The organism is Bifidobacterium sp. SO1 (genome assembly GCF_018555335.1).
GTDB lineage: Bacteria > Actinomycetota > Actinomycetes > Actinomycetales > Bifidobacteriaceae > Bifidobacterium > Bifidobacterium simiiventris.
Window position 1 is genome coordinate 23,768 of the sequence record NZ_JAFEJR010000009.1, and the last position, 25,900, is coordinate 49,667.

Below are 25,900 nucleotides of genomic sequence, written 5' to 3' on the forward strand. Positions count from 1 at the left end.
CAATGGTACAGAACACAGGCACGGGCGCGAGCACAGTCTCGCAGACCGTCGACGCGGGCAACGCGGTTTCCGCGCCGGTTGTTGACAATATTGCGGCCCGCAAGCATCAGCCGCTTCCGGTGCGTATCGGACGTCATCTCAAGCTGTATTGGCAGCTGTGGACCTTCGTCCTGCCGGCCATGATCTTCGTGGCCCTCTTCGCCTACGTCCCGATGTACGGCCTGCTGTTGGCCTTCAAGGACTACGATCCTCGCAAGGGCCTCGTCGGCGGCAAGTTCGTCGGCCTCAAATACTTCAACCAGTTCTTCCAGAACCCCCAGTTCGGCACGATCCTGCGCAACACGATCAACATCGCCGTGCAGACCGTCGCCTTCGGCTTCGTCTTCCCGATCATCCTGGCGCTGCTCATCAACCAGATCCACTCGATGAAGATCAAGTCCTTCGTGCAGACCATCACCTACATGCCGCACTTCATCTCCACGGTCGTCATGGTCTCGCTCATCAACATCTTCCTGTCGCCTGACACCGGCATGATCGGCCGCTTCTTCGGCGAGCAGAGCCTCTTGGCATACCCGCAGTTCTTCGCACCGATCTACTGGATCACCGAAGTCTGGCAGCACTGCGGCTGGAACTGCATCATCTACCTCGCGGCGCTCTCCGCAGTCGATACATCGCTGTACGAAGCCGCCAAGATTGACGGCGCCGGCCGACTCCAGCTCATCTGGTCCGTCGACCTGCCGACCATCCTGCCGACCTGCGTGATCATGCTGATCCTGAACATGGGCGGCATCCTGAACGTCGGCTTCGACAAGACCTTCCTGATGCAGAACGCACTGAACCTGCCCGGTTCCGAAGTGCTTTCGACCTTCATCTACAAGATGGGTATCATCAACGGCCAGATCTCGCTGTCCACGGCCGCAACCCTGTTCAATACGCTGATCAACTTCTTCTTCCTGGTGCTGACCAACTTCATCTCGAAGAAGTTCTCGGATACGAGCATCTTCTAAGGAGCGGGTGAATATCATGGCACAAGCAACTGCAACCCCCACCGGCGTCGCGCCGAAGACTTCCGCCGACGAGATTCCGTGGAACCCGAAGGTCACGCAGCAGCGTACCGTCGGCGACTGGATCGTCGACATCGTGATCTGGACGATCCTCACCCTCGTCGTGCTCGCGGTGCTCTACCCGATCTGGTTCGTGATCATCGCGTCGTTCTCCGACCAGACGCTCGTTGCGTCCGGCAAGGTGACGCTGTGGCCGCTCGGTTTCAACGTCAAGGGCTACGAGATGGTGTTCTCCGACGACCGCGTGTGGCAGGGCTACCTGAACACGATCATCTACTCGGTGCTCGGCACCGCGCTCAACGTGGCCGTGACCATCCCCGCCGCGTTCGCGCTGAGCCGCCGCGAGTTCGCCCCGCGCCGCATCATCATGTTCTTCTTCACGTTCACGATGTTCTTCGCGGGCGGCATGATCCCGAACTACCTGCTGTTCCGTTCCCTCGGCCTGCTCGACACCATGTGGGTGTTCATCCTGCCGAGTGCGGTTAACGTGTTCAACCTGATCGTCGCGCGTTCGTTCTTCGAATCCTCGATCCCGGAGGAGCTGCACGAGGCCGCCCAGCTGGACGGCGAGTCGTACTACGGCTTCTTCTTCAAGATCGTCATCCCGCTGTCCGCCGCGATCATGGCCGTGATCATGCTGTACTACTTCGTGCAGCACTGGAACGACTTCGGCACGGGCCTCGTGTACATCCAGGACACGCACAAGCAGCCGTTGCAGAACGTGCTGCGCGACATCCTGCTCGCGAACTCGACCCAGACCGGCAACGCCACGATGAGCGCCGGCCAGCAGCAGCTCTTCGCCGACCAGATCAAGTACGGCATCATCCTGATCTCCACCATCCCGCTCCTCATCCTCTACCCCTTCCTCCAGAAGTACTTCAATAAAGGCGTCATGGTCGGCGCGGTTAAGGGCTGATTTCGATCAGTTTCGCCACAACACTTGCCGGGCGCACTCCAGAACAGAAGATATTTTCTCCTTCCGCTTCCGTTTCGGCCGTGCGCCCGGCTTTTCTTTGCCTGAAATCCTCTGTTTTTCCGAAAGGAACCAACCATGGCAACCACGAGATTGCCGCAACCTCAGGCCCCGGCCGATCCGTACGGCTACCTGATGGTCCACTTCATCGAAGATCCGAACAGCTACGCCGAGCGCATCTATCTCGACATCTCCGAGGGTGACGATCCAGAACGCTGGCACCCCCTCAACGCCGGCAACCCGATCCTCACGTCCCCGCTCGGCACGACCGGCGTGCGTGATCCGTACCTGACCCGTAATCCGGAAACCGGCCGCGTCTACATCATCGCCACCGACCTGCGCGTCTTCGACGGCTCCGGCCGCGGCTCTGCGCCGGGCAGCCCGTGGTACGGCTTCTCGCATCACGGCAGCACGAACCTGATCATCTGGTACTCCGACGATCTGATCCACTGGAGCGAACCGCACACGCTCGACGTCTCCCGCCGCCCCGACGGCACGCATGCCCAGCTCGGCATGGCGTGGGCGCCGGAAGCGCTGTGGGTCGCGGATTACTATCCGGAAGGCAGCGAAGCCGAGCACAACGGCTCGCGCGGCGCGTTCGTCGTGTACTGGTCGAGCAAGCTGTTCGCCGACGACGATCCCGAGCACAAGGACGACTCCGTCTACGACCGCATCCTGTGGGGCGCGACGAGCGACTTCACCGACGCGACGTTCGAATACGGCGGCATCTTCATCGACAAGCATCGCCCGACGATCGACACGACCATGCTGCAGCGCGCGCTGCCGGACGGCACGATCCGCACGTACCGCGCGACCAAGGCGAATGGCGAGTCGACCGTCGAGCCGGCCGAAGTCAAGCGCGGCATCTGGCTCGACGCGACCGACGCGCCGCGCTGGTGGGAGCCGGGAACCGAATGGCACATCGTGCAGGAGGAGATCGGCGTCGAGTGGATTCCGAACCGCGATCCGGCCGGTGTGGAGGGCCCGGCGCTGTTCGCCTCGCATTCCGACGACCGCGCGTACCTGTACGTGGACGTGATCCCGTCGATCGGCTACCGTCCGATGGTCACCACCGATCCCGACCGCGGTTTCGACTACCTGCGTTCCGACGACTTCTCCATGCGCCCGCACACCAAGCACGGCGGCGTGTTCTCGCTGAGCCGAGCCGAATACGACCGCCTGCGCGCGGCCGACGGTACACTTGGTCAGTAGCAGTGCAGTGAGCGCATGGGTCTGGCGGGGCTGAGGCTCCGCCAGATTCGTATTCGGAACAGCGCTCGGAACATAAAGGAGTCTTCCATGCAGCGGTTCGCAGTCGGGTACGAGTTCGTGTGCCGCATCATCATGATGCTGATGGTGTGCCAGGTCGCGTTCATCGTGCATACGATCATGGGTCTGGTCGTCGGCGGGTTCTTCCCGTCGATCGCCGCGCTGTACACCACGTTCCGCACATGGCTGCTCGACGTGAACGACCGGTCGTGGACGATCAAGCAGAGCTGGGTCACGTTCCATCGCGCGTGGAAGGCCGAACTGGCCGGCGCGAACGCGTTCGGCTGGCCGCAGTTCATCGTCTGGGCGTTGCTGATCTGGGATTATTACCTGGTCAACTGGAACGACATGGGCCGCATCGGCTACGCGGTGTCCGGCGTGCTGCTGGTCATCAACGTGCTGTACGGCCTGTTCGTGCTTGTCTCGTGGGCGATCCGCGCGAACTTCGACGAGAAGCCGATGTGGGTGGTGCGCACGTCGATCTCGATGGTGATCGCGCGGCCGTGGTGCTCGCTGATGGTGACGGTGTTGTTCTGCGCGACCGTGTGGGCGTATTACACGTGGCCGGGCCTCGGTGTGGCGCTCGGCATCACGGTGCCGGTGTTCGCCGCGATGATGTGCATCTATTCCTACGGCCGTGTGCCCGGCATGGACGTGCATGTGCTCGAGCCGGTCGAGGAGAAAAAGCGTAAGAAGCAGCAGGAGCGCGACCAGCGGAACAAGTAGTGCCGTGGGGCGGTTTGCCGGTCGTTGTCGAAGATTCCTCCGATTGGCTTTGCCTTGATCGAGATGACGGTCCGATCATGCCCCGCCCGCTGGCGTCTGGCGCGATAATGGCATACAATATCGTTTGTTAACGTTAACAAGACGTGCGATTGCCGCTAACGGAACCGGCATCACGGGAGGGACCATGACTCAACCATACGAAGCCTATGTCTGGGCGTACTTCACCGGCGACACCGGCGGCAACGAGCAGATCAGCCTCGCCGTCTCGCGCGGCAACGACGCGCTGAACTGGCAGACGCTCAACGGCGGGCGCCCGCTGTTCACCTCGGCCTTCGGCACGCGCGGCCTGCGCGACCCGTTCATCACGCGCTCGCACGACGGCAGCCGCTTTTATATCATCGCCACTGACCTGAATGTCGCCGCGCTTCACGGCAACTTCCGCGAGGCCCAATGCAACGGCTCGCGGTACCTCGAAATCTGGGAATCCGACGACCTCGTGCACTGGGGCGAGCAGCGCCACACGCTCGTCTCCGCGCCGAACGCCGGCAACACGTGGGCGCCGGAGACGTACTGGGTGCCCGAACTCGGCGAGTACGCAGTGTACTGGTCGTCGAACCTGTATCCGACCGCGACTGATCGGTCTGCGGCATCCTCGTCCGAGTCCGCGAAACTCGATTCCGCGCACATGACCGCCGACGAGATCGCCGCCGCGCAATCCGCGCGCGAACTGCCCACCTACGGTCGCATGATGATCGCGACGACCAAGGATTTCCGCACGTTCTCTCAACCGCGCGTGTGGATGGACGTGTGCCGCGGCAACGGCCACGACGGGTTGGGCCTGATCGACGCGACCGTCACGCACGACGGCGACTGGTGGTACCGGTTCGTCAAGGACGAGAAGCTCATGACCGTGCGCGAGGAACGCTCGCATGACCTGATGGCGACGGTGTCCGGCTCGCTGCCGGGGGAGGCCGGCGCTGCGGCATCCGGCGACGGCTGGCAGCTGATCCGCGAGAACGTCGGCGTCGGGCTGCCGAACGGCGAGACGGACGCCGACGGCACCGCGAAACCGTTCACGCACGGCGAGGGCCCGTGCATCTTCCGCGCGAACGACGGCGACGTGAACGGCTACCGCTGGTTCCTGTTCATCGACCAGCCGCGCTACCACGGCGGGCCGAACCATTACATCGGCTTCGCCACGCAGGACCTGGCCGACCCGGACGGCTGGGTGCCGGTCAGCGGCAAGCTGCGCGAGGGCATCCCGACCAACGCGGACGGCGGCAAGCCGCGCCACGGCACCGTTATGCCCATCACCGCCGCCGAGCGCGACCGTCTGCTCGCCGCCTTCGGCGACTGATCTCTTTTTTCCCGGGCATACGGCCGGTTCGCCCACCTCAATCGGCCGTATGCCCGGGAGGGGGATGGTGGGTGGCAACAGGTGGCAAATGATGGCAACAACGGGGTTTGCCGCATACTGTTGAAAGCCGCATCGCGTACCGTGCCCGTCATTCGGCTCATCGCTCAAGGAGGAGTCCATCATGTTGCTTATCAACGACCGTCATGCCCCGGTGGATCTCGAACCCGGCGTCGCGCCCGTGCTGCGATGGCGTGATGATGCCGACGCGATGGCCGCCGATCCCGCGCACGGCGGCGATCCGGTCGCGGTGCAGGTGGCTGTTGCCGAGACTCGCGAGGATGCGCTCGCCGGACGCGGTACGGTGTGGGACTGCGGCTGGATCGACGGCGACGCGTGGGGCGGCGTGACGCTGGACGGCGTCGATATGGGCCCGTCGCGCCGGTATTGGGTATCGCTGCGCTGGAAGTACGCGGACGACGAGGTTGGCGGCTGGGTTGAGCCGACCACGTTCGGCACCGGCGCGGGGCGCGAGTGGGCGGCCGAGCCGATTTGGGGACCGGAAGCCGGAGACAAGAAGATTTCTCCACTCGCTGCGCTCGGTCGAAATGACAACGGGGATGGTGCGTTCGATCGGAATGACCGTGCGGATGATTCGCTTGGCCGCGATGGAGAGGCCGATGATGCAGCCGGTTGCGATGGCGTGGATGATCCGGTCGACCATGATGATGACGCGGCCGGTCTCCATGACCGCGATCTTGGCAATGCGGCCGGATGGGCGCTGCTGCGCGGCGTCGTGACATTGCCCGACAAGCCGATCCGCTGGGCGACGCTTAACGCGACCGCCGCATCCACCCGTCCCGCACGCCAGTTCGTCTATCGGATGTGGCTCAACGGCCGCTTCGTCGGCGTCGGCCCGACCTTCCCGATTCACGACGAAGCCCGCTACGACGGCTACGACGTCACCAATCTGCTGCGTCCGGGCTGCACGAACGCGATCGGTGTCGTCGCCTACACGATGGACGACCGCCGGTTCATCGCCCAACTCGACGTCTGCTATGCGGACGGCTCCATCGAACATTACGGCACCGGCGTATCCGGCGCGCACGGTATGACCTGGCGCGCGCTCGCCGACCCGTCGGCCGTCTACCCGCCCAGCGCGTCGATTGGCACGCAGTATTTTGAGGCCCCGGCCGAAAATCTGCGCGGTGATGCGTATCCGCAATATCTGTCCGACCCCGATGTCGATACCGGGCGCAGGCAGTCCTGCACATGCCATTGCGAAGACGCGACGGCACATGGCGACGCCGGCGAACCCGAATGCGGCGGTTGGCTTCCCGTGGCCGTCAAGCCGCAGTTCACCGAACTGCTGGCCACGCCGACCGACAAACTCGCCGTGCGTTACGTGCGGCCGGCATCGCTGCTGCGCGTGGAACGTCCCGTGAAACCCGGCGATCCCGACGATGCGGCGATCTGCGACCCGGCCGATGCGGCGGATACGTCCGATGCCGACGCCCAGGTTCTTAGTGTCATCGTCGACTTCGGCAGCGCGCGCATGGGCGGCATCCGACTCAACCTGCACCCGCGCCGTCCGGTCGACGTCACCGTCCGCTACGGCGAGGTGCTCAACCCCGACGGATCGGTGAAATTCCGCCTCTCCGCAGGCAACGTATACGAGGATCATTGGCACGTCACGCCCGGCTGCGGCCCGCTTGAAACGTGGGGTCTGCGCGTCTTCCGCTACGTCGAGATCAGTGTCGCCCAACCGCCGGCCGCGCCGTCGTCGTGGGATACGCCGTCGCCCACCGGACTGGACGAGCGCGCAGCCGCGATCGAGGAGATCCTGCTCGGCGGCGATGCCATCGGTGATAGCGATAGTGACACCAGTAATACGGAACGCAGCAAGTCCGCGAACGTTGGCACCAGCATGGACCGCGCATCGGCCGTCGGAGATATCGCCGCCGACCGCCAGTCCGAAATCATCCCCTCACTGTCCGCCGCGACGCTCGTCTATCCGTCGCTGGACGGCTCGACCGACGGCTATCCGGGCATGTTCCGCTCATCCGACCCTGCGCTGAACCGGGTCTGGCAGCTGTGCGCACACACGATCGAAGCGCTGAACGGCAACATCTACGCCGATTCATGGACCCGCGAACGAGCCGCCTACGAAGCCGACGCATGGCTCCAACAGCGCGCGCACCTCACGCTCGACGCGGCCCCCGCGCTCGGCGCGTATACGATCGACTACCTCATCGCGAACCGCACCTGGCCCACCGAATGGCCGCTGTACCTCGTGCTCGCCGTGCATGATTCGTGGATGCGCAGCGGTTCGACCGCGCAGATCGCCGACCAGTACGGCGGCCTGCTCGCGCTGCTGCCCGACCGGTATCTCGACGCGGCGACCGGGCTGATCGTCAAGGAGCCGGGCGAGTCGAGCAAGACCGACGGCGATCTCGTGGACTGGCCGCCGTCCGAGCGCGACGGATTCCGGTTCGGTGAGGGCAACACGGTCGTCAACGCGCTGGCCTCGCGTGCATACGCCGATATGGCCGATCTCGCGCGGGCCGTCGGGCGTGATGATGACGCGGAACGGTTCGCGGCCGTGGCGTCGCGTATGCGCGCGTCGATTCATGAGCGGCTGTACGACGCGGATCGCGGCGCGTATGTGGACGGGCTGACGGTGGTCGCGGATGACGGGGCATCGGCGGATGCCGATGTGTCGGTGGTTGGCGATGCCGGTGTGACGGGCGTCGGCCACGATCATACGGTGGCCGGGTCTGACTGCGTCGCCGGCAAGCCGGCTGCATTCGTGGCCGGTAGTCGTCGGTTCACGCCGATCGATCATGCGTCGCTGCATGCGTCCGCGTTTGCTTTGGCGTTCGCCGACGTACCGGTCGAGCGGGCGGCTCGGGTCGTTGCGTTCCTGCGCTCGCGCGGCATGGCGTGCAGCGTGTATACGGCCGCGCCGTATCTGCTTGGACTGTATGGTTCGGGTGCGCCCGATGCCGCCGCGGCCGCGACCGCGATGATCGCCGACCGTCGCAACGCGCATTCGTGGGCGTACATGATCGCGCAGAACGCGGGCGGCACGATGGAGGCGTGGGATGTGGCGCGCAAGCCGAACACCACGTATTCGCATCCGTGGGCCGCGTCGCCGGCGTTCCTGCTGCCGGAGGGTCTGATGGGCGTGCGTCCGCTTGAGCCGGGATACCGACGGTTTGAGGTCGCGCCGCAGCCGGGAGCCGTTCTCGCGGCGAGTGCGACCATGCCGACTCCGGCCGGCGACATTCGCGTTTCGTATCGAGTGAGGGAAGGGGCTGCGGATGGCGCGATCGAGCTCGACCTGACCGTCCCGTCGCGCACCCGCGCCAACGTGATCCTGCCGACCGCCGCGTACCGCGACCTCGCGCCCGGCCGGCACCGCCTCGTCGGCTGAGCTGATCGCGAACTGACTATGTATCCGGTCGTGCGATGAATTGTGATGGCTCAGCGCCATCGCATGACCGGACGATTCCATTGGTCTGTATGCCTATTGCTCTGTCGGACTTGACTTGATGCGTTCTCTGTTCTTGGCTTTCTCGGCTGAGGGAGCTGTCGGCAAAGCCGGCTGAGGGAGCGTCAAGCCCATCACATTAAGTCCGACAGAGCACTATGTCGTCATTCGTATGATGTCTTGTTACGTGGCGTGTCGCGTAATTGTAGCGCTACAATAATGATCGTCAGTGATGTTGTATCCGTCAATCATCAGCAAGGAAGCAGTCATGGGTAACACTTCGCACGATCAGTTCGCCATCGCCGGCAAACCGGCACACGAAATCGCGGATCGGCTCGCAGGCGCAACGAACGGCAATGCAACCGACGTCAGCGTCGAAAACTCGGCCGCGTCGTCCAACCAGCATAACGACATCGCCGCGCAGGTCTTCACGGTCGACCCGACCGGCACCGCGATCGAATGGACCAGCGACGGCGAATACGTGCGCGTCGACGCGTGGGGCACGAACAGCGTGCGCGTGCGCTCCCGCCTCATGCAGCACCCGCTCGACACCGACTGGGCGCTCCTCGCGCCGCCGGCTGACGCACCCAAGCCGAGTATCGCGGTCGGCGAGACCGCCGCCGCGCTCGTCAACGGCGAGATCGCAGTCAGACTCGAGATCATCGGCTGGGCCAAAGACCAGATGCGCATTACCTTCATCGACACGCAAACCGGCGCAACCCTTCTCAGGGAATCCTCCGACGGCGGCGCCCTGCGCCTGCGCGCCCGCAAGCACAATCCGCTCGAATCCGGCGCGGAGGCCCCGGTCGCCAGCTTCGAACCGCCGGCCGGCGAACACCTGTACGGCATGGGCGAATACCAGCAGAACGTCCTCGATCTCAAGGGCTCCACGCTCGAACTCGCGCACCGCAACTCGCAGTGCTCCGTCCCGTTCGTCATCTCCTCCGCCGGCTACGGATTCCTGTGGCACAACCCGGCCATCGGCCGCGTCACCTTCGCGGCCAACCGCACCGAATGGCAGGCCGACTACTGCGATCAGATCGACTACTGGATCACCGCCGGCCGCACGCCCGCGCAGATCGAATCGCAGTACGCCGACGCGACCGGCCACGCGCCCGTCATGCCCGAATGGGGCCTCGGATTCTGGCAGTGCAAGTTGCGCTACTGGAACCAGGAGCAGCTGCTCGACGTGGCGCGCGGCTTCAAGAAGCGCGGCATCCCGATCGACCTGATCGTCATCGACTTCTTCCACTGGCCGCTCATGGGCGACTTCCGTTTCGACGAGGAATTCTGGCCCGACGTCAAGGCCATGACCGACGAACTGCACCGGATGGGCATCAAGCTCATGGTCTCGATCTGGCCGCAGATCGACCTCAAATCCGAAAACTACGAGGAGATGCGCCATCGCAACTTCCTTGCCAAGACCCGTACCGGCAAGGACGTGGGCATGTGGTGGCCGCGCGACAGCCAGTTCTTCGACGCCACCAACCCGGACGCGCGCGCCTTCGTGTGGGGCAAGGTCAAGGAACACTACACCGACCTCGGCGTGGACGCGTTCTGGCTCGACGAGGCCGAACCCGAGTGGGGCGGCGACTACGACTACGCGCACTACATCTTCAACGCCGGCCCGGTCGGCAAGATCGGCAACCTGTACCCGCAGAAGTACAACCAGACCTTCTACGAGGGCCAGCTGTCGATCGGCCGCGAAAACGACACGGTGAACCTGTCGCGCGCCGCATGGGCTGGCGCCCAGCGCTACGGCGCGCTCGTGTGGTCGGGCGACGTGCACTCCACGTTCGACGACCTCAAGGCGCAGATCACCTGCGCGATCCACATGGGCGCGGCCGGCATCCCGTGGTTCACCACCGACATGGGCGGCTTCGCCGGCTCCGACATCACCACCGACGCGTTCAAGGAGCTGTTCGTGCGCTGGTGCCAGTTCTCCACGTTCCTGCCGGTCATGCGCAACCACGGCGACCGCGGTCCGCGCAACCACCAGGTGCTCGACCAGCGCGGCAACCAGATCACCCACGTGCATACCGGCGACGACAACGAGCCGTGGAGCTTCGGCCCGGAGGTCGAGAAGACGATGGTCAAGTACATCCGGCTGCGTGAGGCGATGCGCCCGTATACGCGAGAGCTGTTCGCGGCGGCGCACGAATCAGGACAGCCGCTGGTGCGCGGCCTGTTCTACGAGTTCCCGGGCGAGGAGGCGGCTGCGAACGTTGCCGACGAGTACCTGTTCGGGCCGGATATCCTGGTCGCGCCGGTGACCGAGCCGGGCGCGCGCTCGAGGGAGGTGTATCTGCCGGGGGCCGGTGCGGCTGGTGATGCGCCCGCCGAACTGACGACGTGGACGAATCTGCACACCGGCGAGACGTTTGCCGGCGGCCAGACGATCACCGTCGACGCGCCGCTCGACGTCGTGCCGGCATTCGCCCGTAACGGTCGCGATCACGGGCTTGCCGGACTGATCTGATCGGTCGGCTTGATCAGTCCGATCTGGCTGGTCGACTATCGGTCAGATCAATCTGACCGGAACTCGCTGAGTCGGTCTGACTGATTCTGCCGATTCGTTCGGCTGGCCGATCTCGTCGATCGGTTTGGCTGGCTACCGTTCCAAACTGTCGTTCGGTGAAACGCGACGATATTTCGCCGGAACCGGACGGCGGTCGCGGACGGTCATTCGCGCTGCCGGTCGGCTACGATAAGACGCGGAGGTACGGATGGTCACACTCGATGATGTAGCGGCCCGCGCCGGCGTATCGCGCATGACCGCGTCGAACACGCTGCGCGGCAAAACGGTCGGAGGCAAACCGATCGTCAAGCCGGAAACCGCCGAACGCGTGCGCAAGGCGGCCGCCGAACTCGGCTATCGGCCGAACCTTGCTGCGCGCCAGCTCAGCTCGGGCCGCACCGGAATCATCGGCCTGTCCGTCGCCGATCTCGACATGATCTTCCCGGCCGCGCTCGCCGCCACCCTCTCCGACGAGGCATACCGGCGCGGCTACCAGCTCATCACCCAGCAGACGCGCATGTCCGCCGACTACGAGCGCGAGATGCTCGGCAGCGCCAGCGCGCAGATCTGCGACGGCACGATCGTGTGCTGGCCGAGCCATGACACGGTGTCCGCGCTCGCGTCCGCGCATGGCCATCCCACGGTCGTGCTCGACGGATTCGGACTCGAAGGGCGGGCCGATTGCGTGTTCACCCCGTGTGTTGATGGCGCGAAGGCGGCGGTGCGGCATCTCGTTGCGGCCGGTGCGCGGCGCGTGCTCATTCTCGGTACGGTGTACCGCACTGCGGGTGCGCTGGCGAAAGCCGCGAACAGTGCCGAACTGCGTCTGCGGGGTGCGTGCGAGGCGCTGGCCGAAGCCGGACTGCCGTACGGGCCGGGTGATGTGGTGCCGTGTGGTTGGACCCGGCAGTCCGGATATGACACGATGGCGCGGATTCTGGCCGATGGCGGTGCAGGCGTCGATTCACTTGGGTTCGACGCGGTGTTCTGTATGGCGGACACGGTGGCGATCGGCGTGCTGAGGGCGTTGACCGATGCCGGCGTGCGCGTGCCCGACGATGTGATGGTGATGGGCTTCGACGGCGTGGAGGACGGACGATACACCAATCCCGGGCTGTCGAGCGTGCTGATCGATACCGCCGAGGTCGCGTCTGTCTGTCTGGACATGCTGGCGGAGCGGATCGCGGCTGGGGGCGGCCGGACGATGGGCGATGTGCCGGTGGCTTCCGCGGCTCCGCGCACGCGTATGCTCGCCTATCGTATCGTTGCGCGTGGCAGCGCCGAACGATGATATCGCCGGCCGCATCTGTCGATCGGACGAATTGACCTGCCCTAGGTTGCGCATTACTGGTTTGGAATGAAAGCAGGACTGTGCGGCGTGTTATTCAAACGTTTGAATATACAATGATGACGAACAAGGCCCCACAACGAGGAGGAGTGTCATGACCGCATACCACGTTTCTGCATCCGCGCCCGCCGCCGGCGCAGACGGCACCGAAGCCCATCCGTTCCATACCATCAACGAAGCCGCCGCCATCGCCCGCGCCGGCGACGAGATCGTCGTGCACGACGGCGTCTACCGCGAATCCGTCGACCCACAATATGGCGGTGAAAGCGCGGAGCATCGCATCGTCTACCGCGCGGCCGACGGCGAGCATCCCGTCATCAAGGGTTCCGAACGCGTCGACACATGGGAACGCGTCGAAGAATCCGCGGACGGCGCCGTGTGGAAGGCTGTGCTGCCGAACGCCATGTTCGGCGCGTTCAATCCGTACGTGCGCACGGTGTTCGGCGACTGGGTGATCGACGCCAGCTCGCACGCCCGCGCCGTTCGCGAAGGGCACGACAAGCTCGCGCTGGAAGCGTCCGCCGCCGCACAGGCCTCCGCCGTGTCCGAGTCCGGCACCCCCAAGTCGCCCGCCTGCCACCTCGGCTGCGTCTATCTCGACGGTCGTGCGCTCTACGAGGCGTTCAGCCGCGAGGAAGTCGCCCATCCGCGTCCGCGCACGGTCGGTTTCGACTGCGGCGCGTGGCGCAACGGCCCGGTCGCCGACACTGCCGCCGGCAACCCGAGTCTCACTACGCTCGTCTGGTACGCCGAAGTCACCGGCGACTCGCACACCGGCACCACTACCATCTGGGCCAACTTCCACGATGCGGATCCGAACGAGTCCCTCACCGAAATCAACGTGCGCGAAACCTGCTTCGCCCCGTCGCGCCCGCAGACCAACTACATCACCGTGCGCGGCTTCGAAATCGCCCAGGCCGCCACCCCGTGGGCCCCGCCCACCGCCGATCAGGTCGGCATGATCAACACGCACTGGTCGCGCGGCTGGATCATCGAGAACAACCACATCCACGACGCGAAGTGCTCCGCCGTCGCGCTCGGCAAGGAAGTCTCCACCGGAGACAACGACTGCACGCGCACCCGCCGCAAGTCCGGTTACCAGTACCAGATGGAGGCCGTGTTCAAGGCTCTGCGCTTCGGCTGGGCCAAGGGCGTCGTCGGCGGTCATCTCGTGCGGGGCAACCGCATCCACGATTGCGGCCAGACCGGCGTCGTCGGCCATATGGGCTGCGCGTTCAGCCGCATCGAGCACAACGAGATCTACAACGTTGCCACGCGCCGCGAGTTCTGGGGCCATGAGATCGGCGGCATCAAGTTCCACGCCGCGGTCGACACGGTCATCGCGAACAACAACATCCACGACTGCACGCTCGGCATGTGGCTCGACTGGCAGACGCAGGGCACGCACATCGACCGCAACGTGTTCTGGGCGAACACGCGCGACATCATGGTCGAAGTCAGCCACGGCCCGTACACGGTCAGCAACAACGTACTCGCCTCGCCAATCAGCCTCGACATCATCTCCGACGGCGGTGCATACGTGAACAACCTCATCGCCGGCACGATCCGGCTCGGCCGCGTCATGGACCGCTCCACGCCGTACCACTTCCCGCACACCACCGCGCCGGCCGGTTCCGCGTTCGTCTACGGCGGCGACGACCGGTTCGTCAACAACCTGTTCGTGAAGGCCGCCGGCACGCCCGCCGACGCCGACGAACAGACCGGTTGGCTGGCGGAGGGCCACGGCACGCGCGCGTACAATCTGCAGGCCGCGAAGGATCTGCCGCGCGTGCCGGGGGAGCGCGGCGAACGTCCGGCGACGCTTGCCGAGTACGAGTACTGGGCGGACGCGACGGTCGGCAACGGCGACGAGGAGGCGTTCCGCGAGGTGCCGCAGCCGGTGTTCGCGCGCGACAACACGTACGTCGGCGGCGCGCGGGAGCTGCTCGGCGAGACCGGTGCGATCGTGCGTGACGGTTCGTTTGCGGTTGACGTCGCGCAGGATGACGCCGATCGGTCGGTGCGAATGACCGTGCGGGCCGATGATGATGCGGCTGCCGCGGATGATACCGCCGTGTTCGGCACGGGCGCGATCGTGCGCACCGCCGACCTCGGCGAGCCGCGCATCGTGGAGGAACGCTTCGAGCATGCGGACGGCAACCCGTTCGTCTTCGACGCGGATCTTGTGGGGGATGCGCGTGCGGCGCAGTCCTCGCGCGGGCCGCTCGCCATGCTGCGCCTGAACGAGTCCGTCACTGTCTGGCGCTGATCGGCGCGATCGTCCGTATGTGTCTGTATGCGGTCGAGTTGCGGGATGGCATTTCACTGCGGGATGCCATCCCGCGATCGGGACAAACGGCTGGCAAGTGCCGGCGCATGATCAGCGCGTGGTGGATTCGCGTTGGATGAGACGGTAATCCGCGACCAGACGGCGGGGCGCGTGCGGCGCGGCATCGTCGGACGGATGATCGATTCGTGAGATGAGCAGATCAAGCGCCTTGCGGGCATAGTCGTCGTAGTCGATCGCGATCGTGCTGATCGACGGCGACGTGTACGCCGTCTCGCGAATCCCGTCGAACCCGATGATCGCCACGTCCGCCGGCACGCGCACGCCGCAATCCGCGAGCCCGCGCGCGGCACCCATCGCCATCACGTCGTTCAGGCAGAACAAGCCGTCGACCGGCAAGTTGCCATCCGCGCCCGTCCGTTGCGCAACCAGCCGGTGCGCGGCCTTGCGCGCCTCCTCGAAATCCCACGAACAGTCGATCGCCAAGCCCGGCTCGAACGTGATGCCGGCTTCGTCCAACGCCGCCAAAGCCCCGTGCAGCCGCTGCGTGCGGAACGCGGAATTGCCATCCTTCGCAAACACGACCGAACGCGCCTCGCCCGGCGCATCCGCGCGCACGCCGATGCCGAGAATCCCGATCCGCCGGCAGCCGGCCGCAATCAGGTGCCGCACCGCGTCACGCGCCCCCGTAAAACTCGGCGTCACCACCGCGTCGAACAGCGGCTCGTCCGAAAAATCCTCGCACCACACCATCGGTTTCGTACCGATATGCGACTTGATCTCCTCCGCCGATACCTTCGCCGGACTGAAGATCAGGCCGTCGCAGAACTGGCTTGTCGTGCGCTCCAACGTTTGCAGTTCGCCCTCGCGCGAATTGGCCGTCTCCTGAACGATCACGCGCAATCCACGCTCGCCGGCCTGCCGCGTGATCGCCGCCGCCAGACGCATCGGCTGCGCGGCCTCCAGCGCATACACCGCCACGCCGATCACCCCGTTGCGTCCGGCTTTCAGAATCCGCGCCGACAGGTTCGCCGTATATCCGAGCTCGCGCGCCGCCGCCCGCACCCGCTCGACCGTTTCGGCCTGGAAGCGCGTGTCCCCGCGCAGAATGTACGACACCGCCGACGCCGACACCCCGGCCCGTGCCGCCACATCACGCAACGTCGTCATGCTGCCTCCCCGCCGGATCGTTCCCGGCCGCGCTTCGTCCTGATTCAGTGCGGTCATGCCGCCGGATTCATCTTATGCCATCGCGCCGGCTGCGGTTTGAGGCTGTGTATGTGAGTGACCGGATGGTAGCGTGGGAAGGGACGTTGCGTGGATATGACGAAGGAGTACATATGACTGACAATGGGCGGTTGACCGCGGTTGTGCCGGACAAGGATGGACGGTTCGCGTGGGGCAACGGCGTGGTGTCGATGACGTTCGAGACGGCTGGCGACAAGCCGGTGCGGCTGAGCGGGTTGTCTGGCCGCGGCATGGGCGGGGGAGTCGGTGCTGCGGGTGCGGCTGTTCCGGCCGGCGACGATGCGGTTGTGGACGGCAACGCGGCTGCCGCGGGAGGCAACGCGGCCTCGCATGATGGCGGCACGGTCGTATTCCAGCGCGACCCGCGGCCGATCGTGGAGGTGCGTGCGGCGGCGACCGGTTCGCATGACAATCGTCAGCCATTGATCCTGACTGTGGCCGGCTCGAAGCTGCGGTTCGTGGGCGCTCGCGCGAGCGAGCCGGAATCCGGTTCGCGTGAGCCGTACCGGCTGGAGATCACGCAGTTTGCGTCGTACGAGAGCTTGAAGCCTGGCGGGCGTCCGATGGACAGCATCGATCCCGGTTCGGCGGCTTCTGCCGATGCGACGCTCGCCGGCGCGGACGGACAGGGGAGCACTGCCGAAACCTCCGGATCGCATGCCGACGGTCTTACCGTCACCTCCGTGTTCGAGGCCTATCCGGGCATTTCCGCGGTACGCGCATATACCGTCCTGCATTCGCCGCAAACGTTCCCAATCGAGTCGGCCTCGTCGTTGAACCTCACGTTGCCGATGGATGCGAACGGCGCGACCGTCGAATCGTCGCGCATCTTCTGGGGCGATGCCGCGTGGGCGGTCGAGAACGACTGGCACAGCGCGCCGTTGCGCAAGACCGCCGTGCGCGACCGCAACCAGATCATCAACCCCGGCGAATCCAGCTCGCGGTTCGTGCGCAGTTCGGCGTCCACATGGTCGACCGGACTGCACGAGCCTGCCGGCATCATCGAGGCCGACCGTGACGCGGCCGTCGCGCAGTCAACTGCTGCACACGTCGCAAACGTGAGCAATACGACCGATCCTGCGCACGTTACTGCTGACGGTCAGAACGCACACGTTGCCGCCGGCAACGCGACTTCCGCAGCCGGCGGCGCCGTCCCCGCGTTCTCCGTCATGTGGCAGATCGAGCACAACGGCCCGTGGGAGTGGGAGGTCGGCGAAAACGATCCCGGCCTGCACGTCGCCGCGTTCGGTCCGGAATACCAGGATCACCAGTGGTCCACGGACCTCGGCGATGGCAACGATTGCACCACCGTGCCAGTCTCGTTCTCGATCGCGTCCGGCGGCTGGCAGCAGGCGGTCGCCGAAATGACCCTGCAACGCCGCGCCCTGCGCGCCGCAAAGGCTGCGGAACTCGGCCGTTCCGCGCAATTCGAGCGCACGCAGGGGCTCGTCGTGTACAACGACTACATGAACACGCTGTTCGGCGACCCGCGCATCGAGAAGGAACTGCCGCTCATCGACGGCGCCGCGAAGGCCGGCGCGGACATTTTCTGCATCGACGCGGGCTGGTACGACAGCACCGACGGCGGCTGGTGGGACATGGTCGGCGAATGGCTGCCATCCACGAACCGTTTCGGCGAGGAGGGGCTGGCCGGACTGGCCGCGCGCATCCGCGAAGCGGGCATGGGACTCGGCCTGTGGCTCGAACCCGAAGTGATCGGCGTCAAGTCGCCGCTCGCCGCGACGCTGCCCGACGAGGCGTTCTTCACCCGCCACGGCGTGCGCGTGTGCGATTCCGGCCGTTACCTGCTCGACTTCCGCTCGCCGGCCGCGCGCGAGCACGTTACGCGCACCGTCGACCGGCTCATCGCCGACTTCGATGTGAAGTTCTTCAAGTTCGACTACAACACCATCCCCGGCGCGGGCACCGACCGCGACGCCGAATCGGTCGGATCCGGCCTGCTCGACCACTGCCGTACGTATCTTGACTGGCTCGACGACCTGCGCCGCCGTCACCCGGACGTGATGATCGAGAACTGTGGTTCCGGCGCGATGCGCGCGGATTACGCGCAGCTGAGCCGGCTCGACCTGCAGTCGACGTCCGACCAGTGCGATCCGCTGATCTACGCGGCGATCGCTGCCGGTGCGGGGCTCACGATCCTGCCCGAACAACAGGGCAACTGGGGATACGCGCAGCAGGAGATGGACGACGAGACGGCCGTGCTCACGTTGGCGGCCGGCGTGATGGGGCGCCTGTACCTGTCCGGGTTCATCAACCGGATGGACGACACGCGACTCGCGCTGGTACGCGACGCGGTGGCGTTGCAGCGGCGGATTCTTGCTCGTCAGGAGACGCTGGTGCCGTGGTGGCCGGCCGGGCTGCCCGATTTCGACGGCGATTGGCTGGTGGCCGGATTGCGACCGTATGCGCCGGTTGCTGCAAACGATGCCGACAACGAGGCGACTGCATACGTTACTGCATGGCGGCGTGCGGGGTCGTCGTCGATCGATCTGCCGCTCGAGGAAGGCCGCGAGATCACGCAGATCTTCCCGGCTCCGGTGACGGATACGGCTCGGGATGCCGGCGCTGCGATCGGTGACGCTGCGGAAGGAGCGACTGACGGTATAAACGGCGGCGCGGTCGCGAACCATGCGCCGAATGCCCGCCCGTGGACGATTGAACGGCTCGACCCGTCCACCGTGCGTCTGGCCGTATCCGATGCGACCAGGCCCTCCGCCCGCATCTTTGCCGTGCGGTGAATCCCTCGCCCGTGGGCTCATGCGACATCGTGCTGTCGCGTGATTCGTGAGCTATGATCCCAGAAACGTTGAGGCCCGGTTCGTGTGAACCGGGCCTCAACGCGAGAAAGGAGAAGAGAAGAAGAAGGTTTCAGTTGTCGCGGCTTGTTCGGCCGTGATTCCCATATAACCGCACGTTGCATAACGCAACGTGCGGTTTGTCTGAAAGTTATCTGGGAAATGAAGGTTGTACGGTTGCGTCCGTTTCCCATAGATGACTGGTCTCCTAGAGGAAAACGGACGCAGAAGACCGATTGGAGTCCGCTTCCCTCTAGAATGGTATTCCTTTTAGGAGGAAGCGGACGCTGGAGAGGCGGTTCGCGTCCGTTTCCCGTGAGGATCGGGTTCCTTCTGGAGAGAAGCGGACTCTGAGAGGGGCGTCCATTTCCTTCTGGGATGGTGCCCCTTCTAGGGGGAAACGGACTCCAAAAAGACGGTTGGCGTCCGTTCTCTCCCAGGAGAGCGTTCCCTCTGAGGAGAAGCGGACGCTGGAGAGGCAGTTTGCGTCCGCTTCCCGCTAGGATCGTGTTCCTATTAGAGGGAAACGGACGCTGAGGAGGATGAGCGCATCCCTAGGGGAGAGGAGCCGCGCCCAGATCGCGGGAATCACGCGGTGAACTCGACCGCGGCCCACGAGACGGCCGGCAGCGCGAAGCTCAGCGTGCCCGCATCCACCGTGGAAACGGGCAGCTCGCCCGGCGTCACGGCGGTCGGGTCCTCGGCCGTGTTCTGCATGTACGGGTTGTCGTCGTGCAGGATCTGCGCGCGCGTCACGGTCACGTCGCCCGCGCCGGCCAGCCCGTCGAGCGAGACGGTCACGTCATGCGCCGCGCCGAGATCACGGTTCACCGCGAGCAGCAGTCCGCGACGCGCCTCCGCATCCCACGTCACCACCGCGTCGATCGCCGCCACGTCACCGTACGACTTCGTCGCCACGGTCGGCGAGTCGATCGCCGGCACGTACACGTCTCCGCGAGCGTACGCGGCCGCCTCCGCGAACGGGTAGAAGATCGTCTGCTTCCACGCCGGACCGCCGTTCGGTTCGGCCATGATCGGCGCGATCACGTTGACCAGCTGCGCGCGCGACGCCGACCGCACACGATCGCAGTGTTTGAGCAGCGTGATCATCAGCGAACCCTCGACCACCGCGTCGGCCACGGTGTAGATGTCCTCGAGCAGGTGCGGCGCGACCGGCCATGTGCCGTGATGCAGTCCGTTCGCGGACTCCTTCTGCCACGCATCCTCCTGCTCGTTCCACGCATCGGAGTACCACACGCCCCACTCGTCGAACGACAGCGCGATGTCCTTGTCTCCGTTGTTCGCAGCCTTCGCGGCATCCGCCTGCTTGGCCACGGTGTTGATGAAATACGTCATGTCTTCGGCCGAAGCGAGGAAGTCCTGCAGCTCAACCGCGTCATGCGTGCGATGGCCGCGGTCCATGTAGTACGCGTGCGCGGACACGAAATCGAGGTTCCGGTACGCCTTGGTGAGCACCTTGCGCTCCCATTCGCCGAACGTGGGCATGTGCGCGTTCGACGATCCGCACGCCACGAGCTCGAGGCCGGATTCTGCCAGCTTCATCGCATGCGCCACGCGGTCGACCGCCGCCGCATACTCGTCCGGGCTCATGTGTCCGACCTGCCACGGGCCGTCCATCTCGTTGCCGATGCACCACATCTTCACGTCCATCGGCTCTTCGATGCCGTTCTTCACGCGCCGGTCGGCCAGTTCGGTGCCGGCCGTGCCGTTGACGTACTCGAGCTCCTCGAGCGCCGACTTGAGGCCGCGCGTGCCCATGTTCACGGCGAGCATGATCTCGGTGCCGGACTTCTGGCTCCAGCGGTAGAAGTCGTCGATGCCCATCTGGTTGGTTTCGGTGCAGTGCCAAGCGAGGTCGCGGCGCACCGGACGCTGGTCGCGCGGGCCAGTGCCGTCCTCCCAGTTGTAGTTGGAGACGAAATTGCCGCCGGGGTAGCGCACGCAGGTCACACCGAGTTCTTTGACGAGATCGAGCACATCCTGACGGAAACCGTTTTCGTCGGCGGTGGGGTGGTCGGGTTCGTAGATGCCGCCGTAGACGCAGCGGCCGAGGTGTTCGACGAACGAGCCGAACAGGCGGCGGGGAACGTCGGCGATCGGCTTGGTGCCGGCGAGACTGACGGTTGCGGCGTTGCGAGTGTTGGTTTCGTTACCCATGAATGTTGCTCCTTTGCGTGGGTTTGATCGATGATGGTAATCGTTATGCTTGCTTACTGCTGCTTGTTTCGCGATCGCCGTGTCATTTCGAGCGAGGCGCAGACGAGTCGAGAAATCTTTCGAGTGCATCAGCCATAAGAGATTTCTCCGCTCGCTGCGCTCGGTCGAAATGACACGTGTGTCATGCGGTGATTGGTGAAGCAGACGGCGGAGCATGGCGCCTAACGTGCCGGACCGGGAGCGACGTGAGGGGTTTGCCTCCTCGATCCGGTGTGACACGAGACGACCGTAACTCAACAGGATGATGACGTTGTTGTTGAGTTACGGCCGTCTCGCGGGGACGGGTCAGAGCTTGAACGCGGCCTCGACGGCGTCGTATTCGGCTGCGGTGATCGGCAGGATCGCGCCGTGACGCTTCTTCAGCCCGCCGAAGTCGATGTCGTCGGCCACGGCCCAGTCGTCCGGATCGTTGCTGGCGAGATTCGCCGAGCGGAACGGCAGGTAGCCCTTGGCCTCCGCGAACTGGTCGCACATCAGGCCGTACTTCATCTCGCGGCCGTTGATGGTCTTGACATCCGCGTCGTTGTAGCGGAACAGTTCCGGTCCCTCAAGGTAGTGCCACGAGTAGCGGCCGTTGCCGAGGATGCTGGTCAGCGAGCCGACGTACGACCATGCGTTCGGATCGTCGGTGCGCAGCACCTCGTAGGCGCTCGCGTACGGGTTGCGCGTGCGCTCGATCGTGATCTCGGAATCCTTGGACGCGCGGTACCACCAGCCGTCGTCGTCGCGCAGCATGGTCGAGTCGATCACGCTGTTCTTGCGGTCGATCCACTTGACCGGGTCGGAGAACGTGATGAGGTCCTTGCTGGTCGCGTAGTACATGTTCGTGCGGTCGCCGAGCTCGTTGTTAAGCGGGTTGCCCGGTTCGTCGGTGTTGGTCTTGGTGGCCCAGAACACGATCCACTGCTGCTTGTCCGGATCCCAGTTGGCCTCCGGCGCCCACGCCATGCCCGCGCCCGGGATCTTCGAGGCGACGTCGACGAGGCGCGGCTCGCTCCAGTGCACGAGGTCGGGGGAGTCCCAGATCACGAGGCCGGTGGAGCCGTTCGTGGTCGCGCCGTCGTGAGGGCCCCAGCCGCCGCGGTAGTGGATGGACAGGTCGGTGGCGACGATATGGAAACCGCCGTTCGGGTCGCGCGTGATGTGCGGGTCGCGCGTGCCCTTCTCGCCGCCGAGCCAGGTGAGTGCAGGCTTGCCGGCCGGGCGCAGATCGTGCCACTTGACGCCGTCGCGGCTCAGCGCGAAGTACAGCTGTTCGTCGGTCGGGGTCTTCTCGTCGCCGATGAAGTGAACGAAGAGATACGCCTCGGTCTTCGGAGTGGATTCGGTCATTGGTTACTCCTTTGTTGGGTTGGATGGTGGTTGCGTATGTTGGATGTGGGATTTGTTTGTCATGTCGACCGAGCGGAGCGGGCGGAGGCATCTTGCGTGACGGTTGGCGTCTGAAGATAGCTTCATTCGCTGCGTGTAATCGACATGACAACGTGTGCTACGTGGGGTGCCGACTAAACGGATCGGCCGCCTGTCGACTCGCGCGCGACGAGCTGGTAGCCGATCGTCGCGCGGGTCGGTGCGGTCGCGTCTTCGCTGCGGGCGCGTTCCTCGATTCGTCGTGTGATCATGTCGAGCGCGAACTGCGCGAGCTGGTCAAGATCGACCTGGATCGTGCTCAGCGTCGGCGTTGCGTACGAACCGAAGCTGGTGCCGTCGATGCCGATGACTTTCACGTCGTCCGGCACGCGGATGCCGCGATCGGCAAGGCCGCGGATCACGCCGAACGCGGCGTAATCGTTCGAGCAGAACACGCCATCGAACGCGGTGGCGGATCCGTCGCGTTTCAGGTCGGCTGCCGTGCCGCGGGATGTTTCATGTGAAACATTGGCGATGTTTTCACGTGAAACATTGGCGGTGTTTGCGACCCCATCACCGGCGGCGACGTGATCCGACTCGTTCGCCCGCGCGGCTAGGATCTCATCCGCAATACGGTGCCCGGCGTCGATGCCGTCTTCGCTGTTGTACCCGCAAAACGTCATCGACTCGTCATACGGCAGTCCCGCGTCAAGCAGTGCGCCGCTCGCCCCACGCAGTCGCAGGTCATAGGAATGCTCGGCGTGCGCGAGTTCGGCTCGCGGGATGTATCCTCCGCCAACGATCGCAATGTGCTTGCAGCCGCGTTCGATCAGATGCTGCACGGCGGCGCGTGCACCCTCCTCGTTCGGGAAGTTCACGGTGTCGACGCTCGGCGTTTCTTCGCAACCGTCGATGAGCACGAGCGGCCGGCCGGCGTTCATCTTGGCGAGCGGCAGGTTGGTGCCGAGGCCCGAAGCGTGGATGATCTCGCCGTCGAACAGCTGACCGGAGAACGGGTTGGCGGACATAGCCTGCTTGGCGGCGGCCGGCGAGTACTGGGTCTGCTCGACGAACGGAGTCAGGCCGCGTGCGGTGGTCTCGTTTGCCAACGATTGCACGAGTTTGGAGTAGAACGGCGAGTCGAATTCGTTGATGATGATGTGGATGATGTTGCTGCGGCCGGACTTGAGCATGCTGGCGGTCAGGTTAATGCGGTAGTCGAGCCGTTCGGCGGCCTCGATGACCTTCTGCCGGGTCGATTCCTTGACGCCGGGCTTGCCGTGCAGTGCGTTCGACGCGGTCATGGGGGAGACGCCGGCCGCTGCGGCCACATCACGCAGTGTCGTCTTGCCGTTGCCCATATCGCGTCTCCTTTGTGTACGTTTCCATGCGATCGCCAATAATCATATGTAACGGTATGCAAAAAATTGTAGTTTGTAAAATCATGAGTTTTGCGTTAAAAATCGTTGCAATATCAGGCGACTCGCCGGATGGGTCCGACTATTGTCGCGCTACAATCTTCGGATAAAATATGTACCGATACACAGAAATCATGCAGTGATCATCGCGAAAGCAGGTCAATATGGCATCACTTCCACAGGCATGGCGCCCGCCGATGGGCTGGAACAGCTGGGATTCGTACGGCACCACCGTCACCGAGGACGAGCTGCTCGCCAACGCCAAGTTCATGGCCGAACACCTCAAGTCCGCCGGCTGGGACACGCTCGTCATCGACATCGACTGGTACGACCCGACCGCGCGCGCCCACGGCTACAACGAGAACGCGCCGCTCATCCTCGACGAATACGGCCGTCAGCTGCCCGACCCGGTGCGCTTCCCGTCCGCTGCGAACGGTCGCGGATTCGCGCCGCTCGCCGCCGCCGTCCACGATCTCGGGCTCAAGCTCGGCGTGCACATGATGCGTGGCATTCCGCGGATCGCCGTCGACAAGAACCTGCCCGTATACGGCACCGAATACACCGCGCGCGACGTCGCCGACCTTGACCACGTATGCAAGTGGAACCCCGACAACTACGGTCTCAACCAGCAGCATCCCGGCGCGCAGGCTTGGTACGACGCGCAGCTTGACCTGTTCGCCTCGTGGGGACTCGACTTCCTCAAAGTCGACGACATGCAGACCCCGTTCCATTCCGACGAAATCGCCGCATACCATCGCGCGATCGCCAAGGCCGAAGCCAAGTACGGCCGTTCGATCGACCTGTCCCTGTCGCCCGGCGGCTGGGTGGCGACCTCGTACGTCGACTTCCTGCGCGAGAACGCGCAGATGTGGCGTATCTCCGACGATCTGTGGGACCGCTGGGAAGACATCTACCAGCAGTTCGCGCGGCTCGCGCGCTGGGCACCGTTCCAGACGACCGGTCATTGGGCCGACGCCGACATGGTGCCGTTCGGCCACATCGGGCTCAGGGCCGAGCGCGGCGACGACCGCCAGTCGCGACTGACGCTGGACGAGCAGAAGACGCTGCTCGCGCTGTGGTGCATGGGACGCTCGCCGCTCATGGTCGGAGGTGACCTGCCGACCAGCACCGACGACACGATCGCGTTGCTCGCCAACCCGGCGCTGCGCGAAGTGCTCGCCGGCTCGACCAACAACCGCGAAACCGTGCGCGAACGCATCTTCAAGCACTGGTGGGAGGACAATTCCTACCGCGGCGAATTCATCGTCTGGGCCGCCGACGCGGCCGACTGGGCCGACGGCACGCCGTCCGCGCACCGCGGCGGCCACTACGCGGCGCTGTTCTGGACCGGTTCCGACGACTTCGAAATCGGCGGCAACATCCAGCTGCAGTCCATCGTCGGTTTGGACGCTCGCGAAGACGGCTGGAAGCTCACCGACCTGTTCGCCGGCGCCCCGGGAGCCGCTGCGAACGTGCGCATCGAAGGCGAAGGCGCCGACCGCGTCATCACCGGCACTATCCCGGCGCATGGCGCTCTCTGGATCGCCCTCGACCCGATCGCCGCATAACGGAGCGTCCTGTGCACCGCTGCAGACTTGACGTATTGGTATACGCCTTCGTCTGCTGCGGCGCGCAGGTCGCACGCGTTATGCGACGATCGGCCTGCGCGTGGTCGTATCGAATGAATAACGGAGCGTTCTGTGCACCGCTGCGAACTCGACGTATTGATATACGCCTTCGTCTGCTGCGGCGCGCAGGCCGCACGCGTTATGCGACGATCGGTCTGCGCGTGGTCGTC

General features: G+C 64.9%; 15 protein-coding genes. 11 read left to right on the forward strand and 4 right to left on the reverse strand.

What is annotated here, in order from left to right; genetic code table 11:
* Nucleotides 1-2: 2 nt before the first annotated feature.
* The 9 genes from JS541_RS08480 to JS541_RS08520 all read left to right on the forward strand — a co-directional run bounded on the left by JS541_RS08480 (nucleotide 3) and on the right by JS541_RS08520 (nucleotide 15,014).
* Entirely contained in the window at nucleotides 3-1,007 is a 1,005-nt protein-coding gene (locus tag JS541_RS08480; RefSeq protein WP_214374032.1) for an ABC transporter permease subunit, read from the forward strand.
* A 16-nt stretch (nucleotides 1,008-1,023) separates the two neighbouring features.
* On the forward strand, nucleotides 1,024-1,980 hold the full coding sequence (locus tag JS541_RS08485; protein WP_214374033.1) for a carbohydrate ABC transporter permease: 957 nt from the start codon (nucleotides 1,024-1,026) through the stop codon (nucleotides 1,978-1,980).
* Between the two features lie 135 nt (nucleotides 1,981-2,115).
* On the forward strand, nucleotides 2,116-3,249 hold the full coding sequence (locus tag JS541_RS08490; RefSeq protein ID WP_214374034.1) for a glycoside hydrolase family 43 protein: 1,134 nt from the start codon (nucleotides 2,116-2,118) through the stop codon (nucleotides 3,247-3,249).
* A gap of 87 nt (nucleotides 3,250-3,336) precedes the next feature.
* Complete coding sequence (locus JS541_RS08495) at nucleotides 3,337-4,032, forward strand: DUF624 domain-containing protein (protein ID WP_214374035.1); 696 nt, start codon at nucleotides 3,337-3,339, stop codon at nucleotides 4,030-4,032.
* 184 nt (nucleotides 4,033-4,216) lie between these two features.
* Nucleotides 4,217-5,389 carry a glycoside hydrolase family 43 protein gene (locus tag JS541_RS08500; protein WP_214374036.1) on the forward strand — a complete coding sequence of 391 codons (1,173 nt, stop codon included), beginning with the start codon at nucleotides 4,217-4,219 and terminating at the stop codon, nucleotides 5,387-5,389.
* Nucleotides 5,390-5,570: 181 nt separating this feature from the next.
* A complete protein-coding gene (locus JS541_RS08505; RefSeq protein ID WP_214374037.1) occupies nucleotides 5,571-8,822 on the forward strand; it encodes an alpha-L-rhamnosidase C-terminal domain-containing protein in 3,252 nt (1,083 codons plus the stop codon).
* Nucleotides 8,823-9,147: 325 nt separating this feature from the next.
* The gene (locus JS541_RS08510) at nucleotides 9,148-11,358 is read left to right on the forward strand and encodes a glycoside hydrolase family 31 protein (RefSeq protein ID WP_214374038.1); all 2,211 of its coding nucleotides are present in this window, start codon (nucleotides 9,148-9,150) and stop codon (nucleotides 11,356-11,358) included.
* Nucleotides 11,359-11,605: 247 nt separating this feature from the next.
* Nucleotides 11,606-12,688: a LacI family DNA-binding transcriptional regulator gene (locus JS541_RS08515; RefSeq protein WP_214374039.1), complete on the forward strand. Its 1,083-nt coding sequence runs from the start codon at nucleotides 11,606-11,608 to the stop codon at nucleotides 12,686-12,688.
* Between the two features lie 151 nt (nucleotides 12,689-12,839).
* The gene (locus JS541_RS08520) at nucleotides 12,840-15,014 is read left to right on the forward strand and encodes a right-handed parallel beta-helix repeat-containing protein (protein WP_214374040.1); all 2,175 of its coding nucleotides are present in this window, start codon (nucleotides 12,840-12,842) and stop codon (nucleotides 15,012-15,014) included.
* A 111-nt stretch (nucleotides 15,015-15,125) separates the two neighbouring features.
* Here JS541_RS08520 and JS541_RS08525 read toward each other — a convergent pair whose 3' ends face one another.
* Entirely contained in the window at nucleotides 15,126-16,259 is a 1,134-nt protein-coding gene (locus tag JS541_RS08525) for a LacI family DNA-binding transcriptional regulator (protein ID WP_214374041.1), read from the reverse strand.
* A 113-nt stretch (nucleotides 16,260-16,372) separates the two neighbouring features.
* Between JS541_RS08525 and JS541_RS14815 the strand changes: the two genes are divergently transcribed.
* Nucleotides 16,373-19,039 (forward strand): glycoside hydrolase family 36 protein, encoded by a 2,667-nt coding sequence (locus JS541_RS14815; protein ID WP_240539297.1) that lies wholly within the window; start codon nucleotides 16,373-16,375, stop codon nucleotides 19,037-19,039.
* A gap of 645 nt (nucleotides 19,040-19,684) precedes the next feature.
* On the opposite strand, the gene JS541_RS08535 is transcribed toward JS541_RS14815, so the two are convergent.
* From JS541_RS08535 to JS541_RS08545, 3 genes are all read right to left on the reverse strand, one after another.
* Nucleotides 19,685-21,274: an alpha-L-arabinofuranosidase C-terminal domain-containing protein gene (locus tag JS541_RS08535; protein ID WP_214374042.1), complete on the reverse strand. Its 1,590-nt coding sequence runs from the start codon at nucleotides 21,272-21,274 to the stop codon at nucleotides 19,685-19,687.
* A 345-nt stretch (nucleotides 21,275-21,619) separates the two neighbouring features.
* On the reverse strand, nucleotides 21,620-22,666 hold the full coding sequence (locus JS541_RS08540; protein ID WP_214374043.1) for a glycoside hydrolase family 43 protein: 1,047 nt from the start codon (nucleotides 22,664-22,666) through the stop codon (nucleotides 21,620-21,622).
* Nucleotides 22,667-22,839: 173 nt separating this feature from the next.
* The gene (locus JS541_RS08545) at nucleotides 22,840-24,045 is read right to left on the reverse strand and encodes a LacI family DNA-binding transcriptional regulator (protein ID WP_214374044.1); all 1,206 of its coding nucleotides are present in this window, start codon (nucleotides 24,043-24,045) and stop codon (nucleotides 22,840-22,842) included.
* 254 nt (nucleotides 24,046-24,299) lie between these two features.
* Here JS541_RS08545 and JS541_RS08550 point away from each other — a divergent pair, with 254 nt between their 5' ends.
* Nucleotides 24,300-25,670, forward strand: a complete 1,371-nt coding sequence (locus JS541_RS08550) for a glycoside hydrolase family 27 protein (protein WP_214374096.1) — start codon at nucleotides 24,300-24,302, stop codon at nucleotides 25,668-25,670.
* The last annotated feature ends 230 nt before the right edge of the window (nucleotides 25,671-25,900 follow it).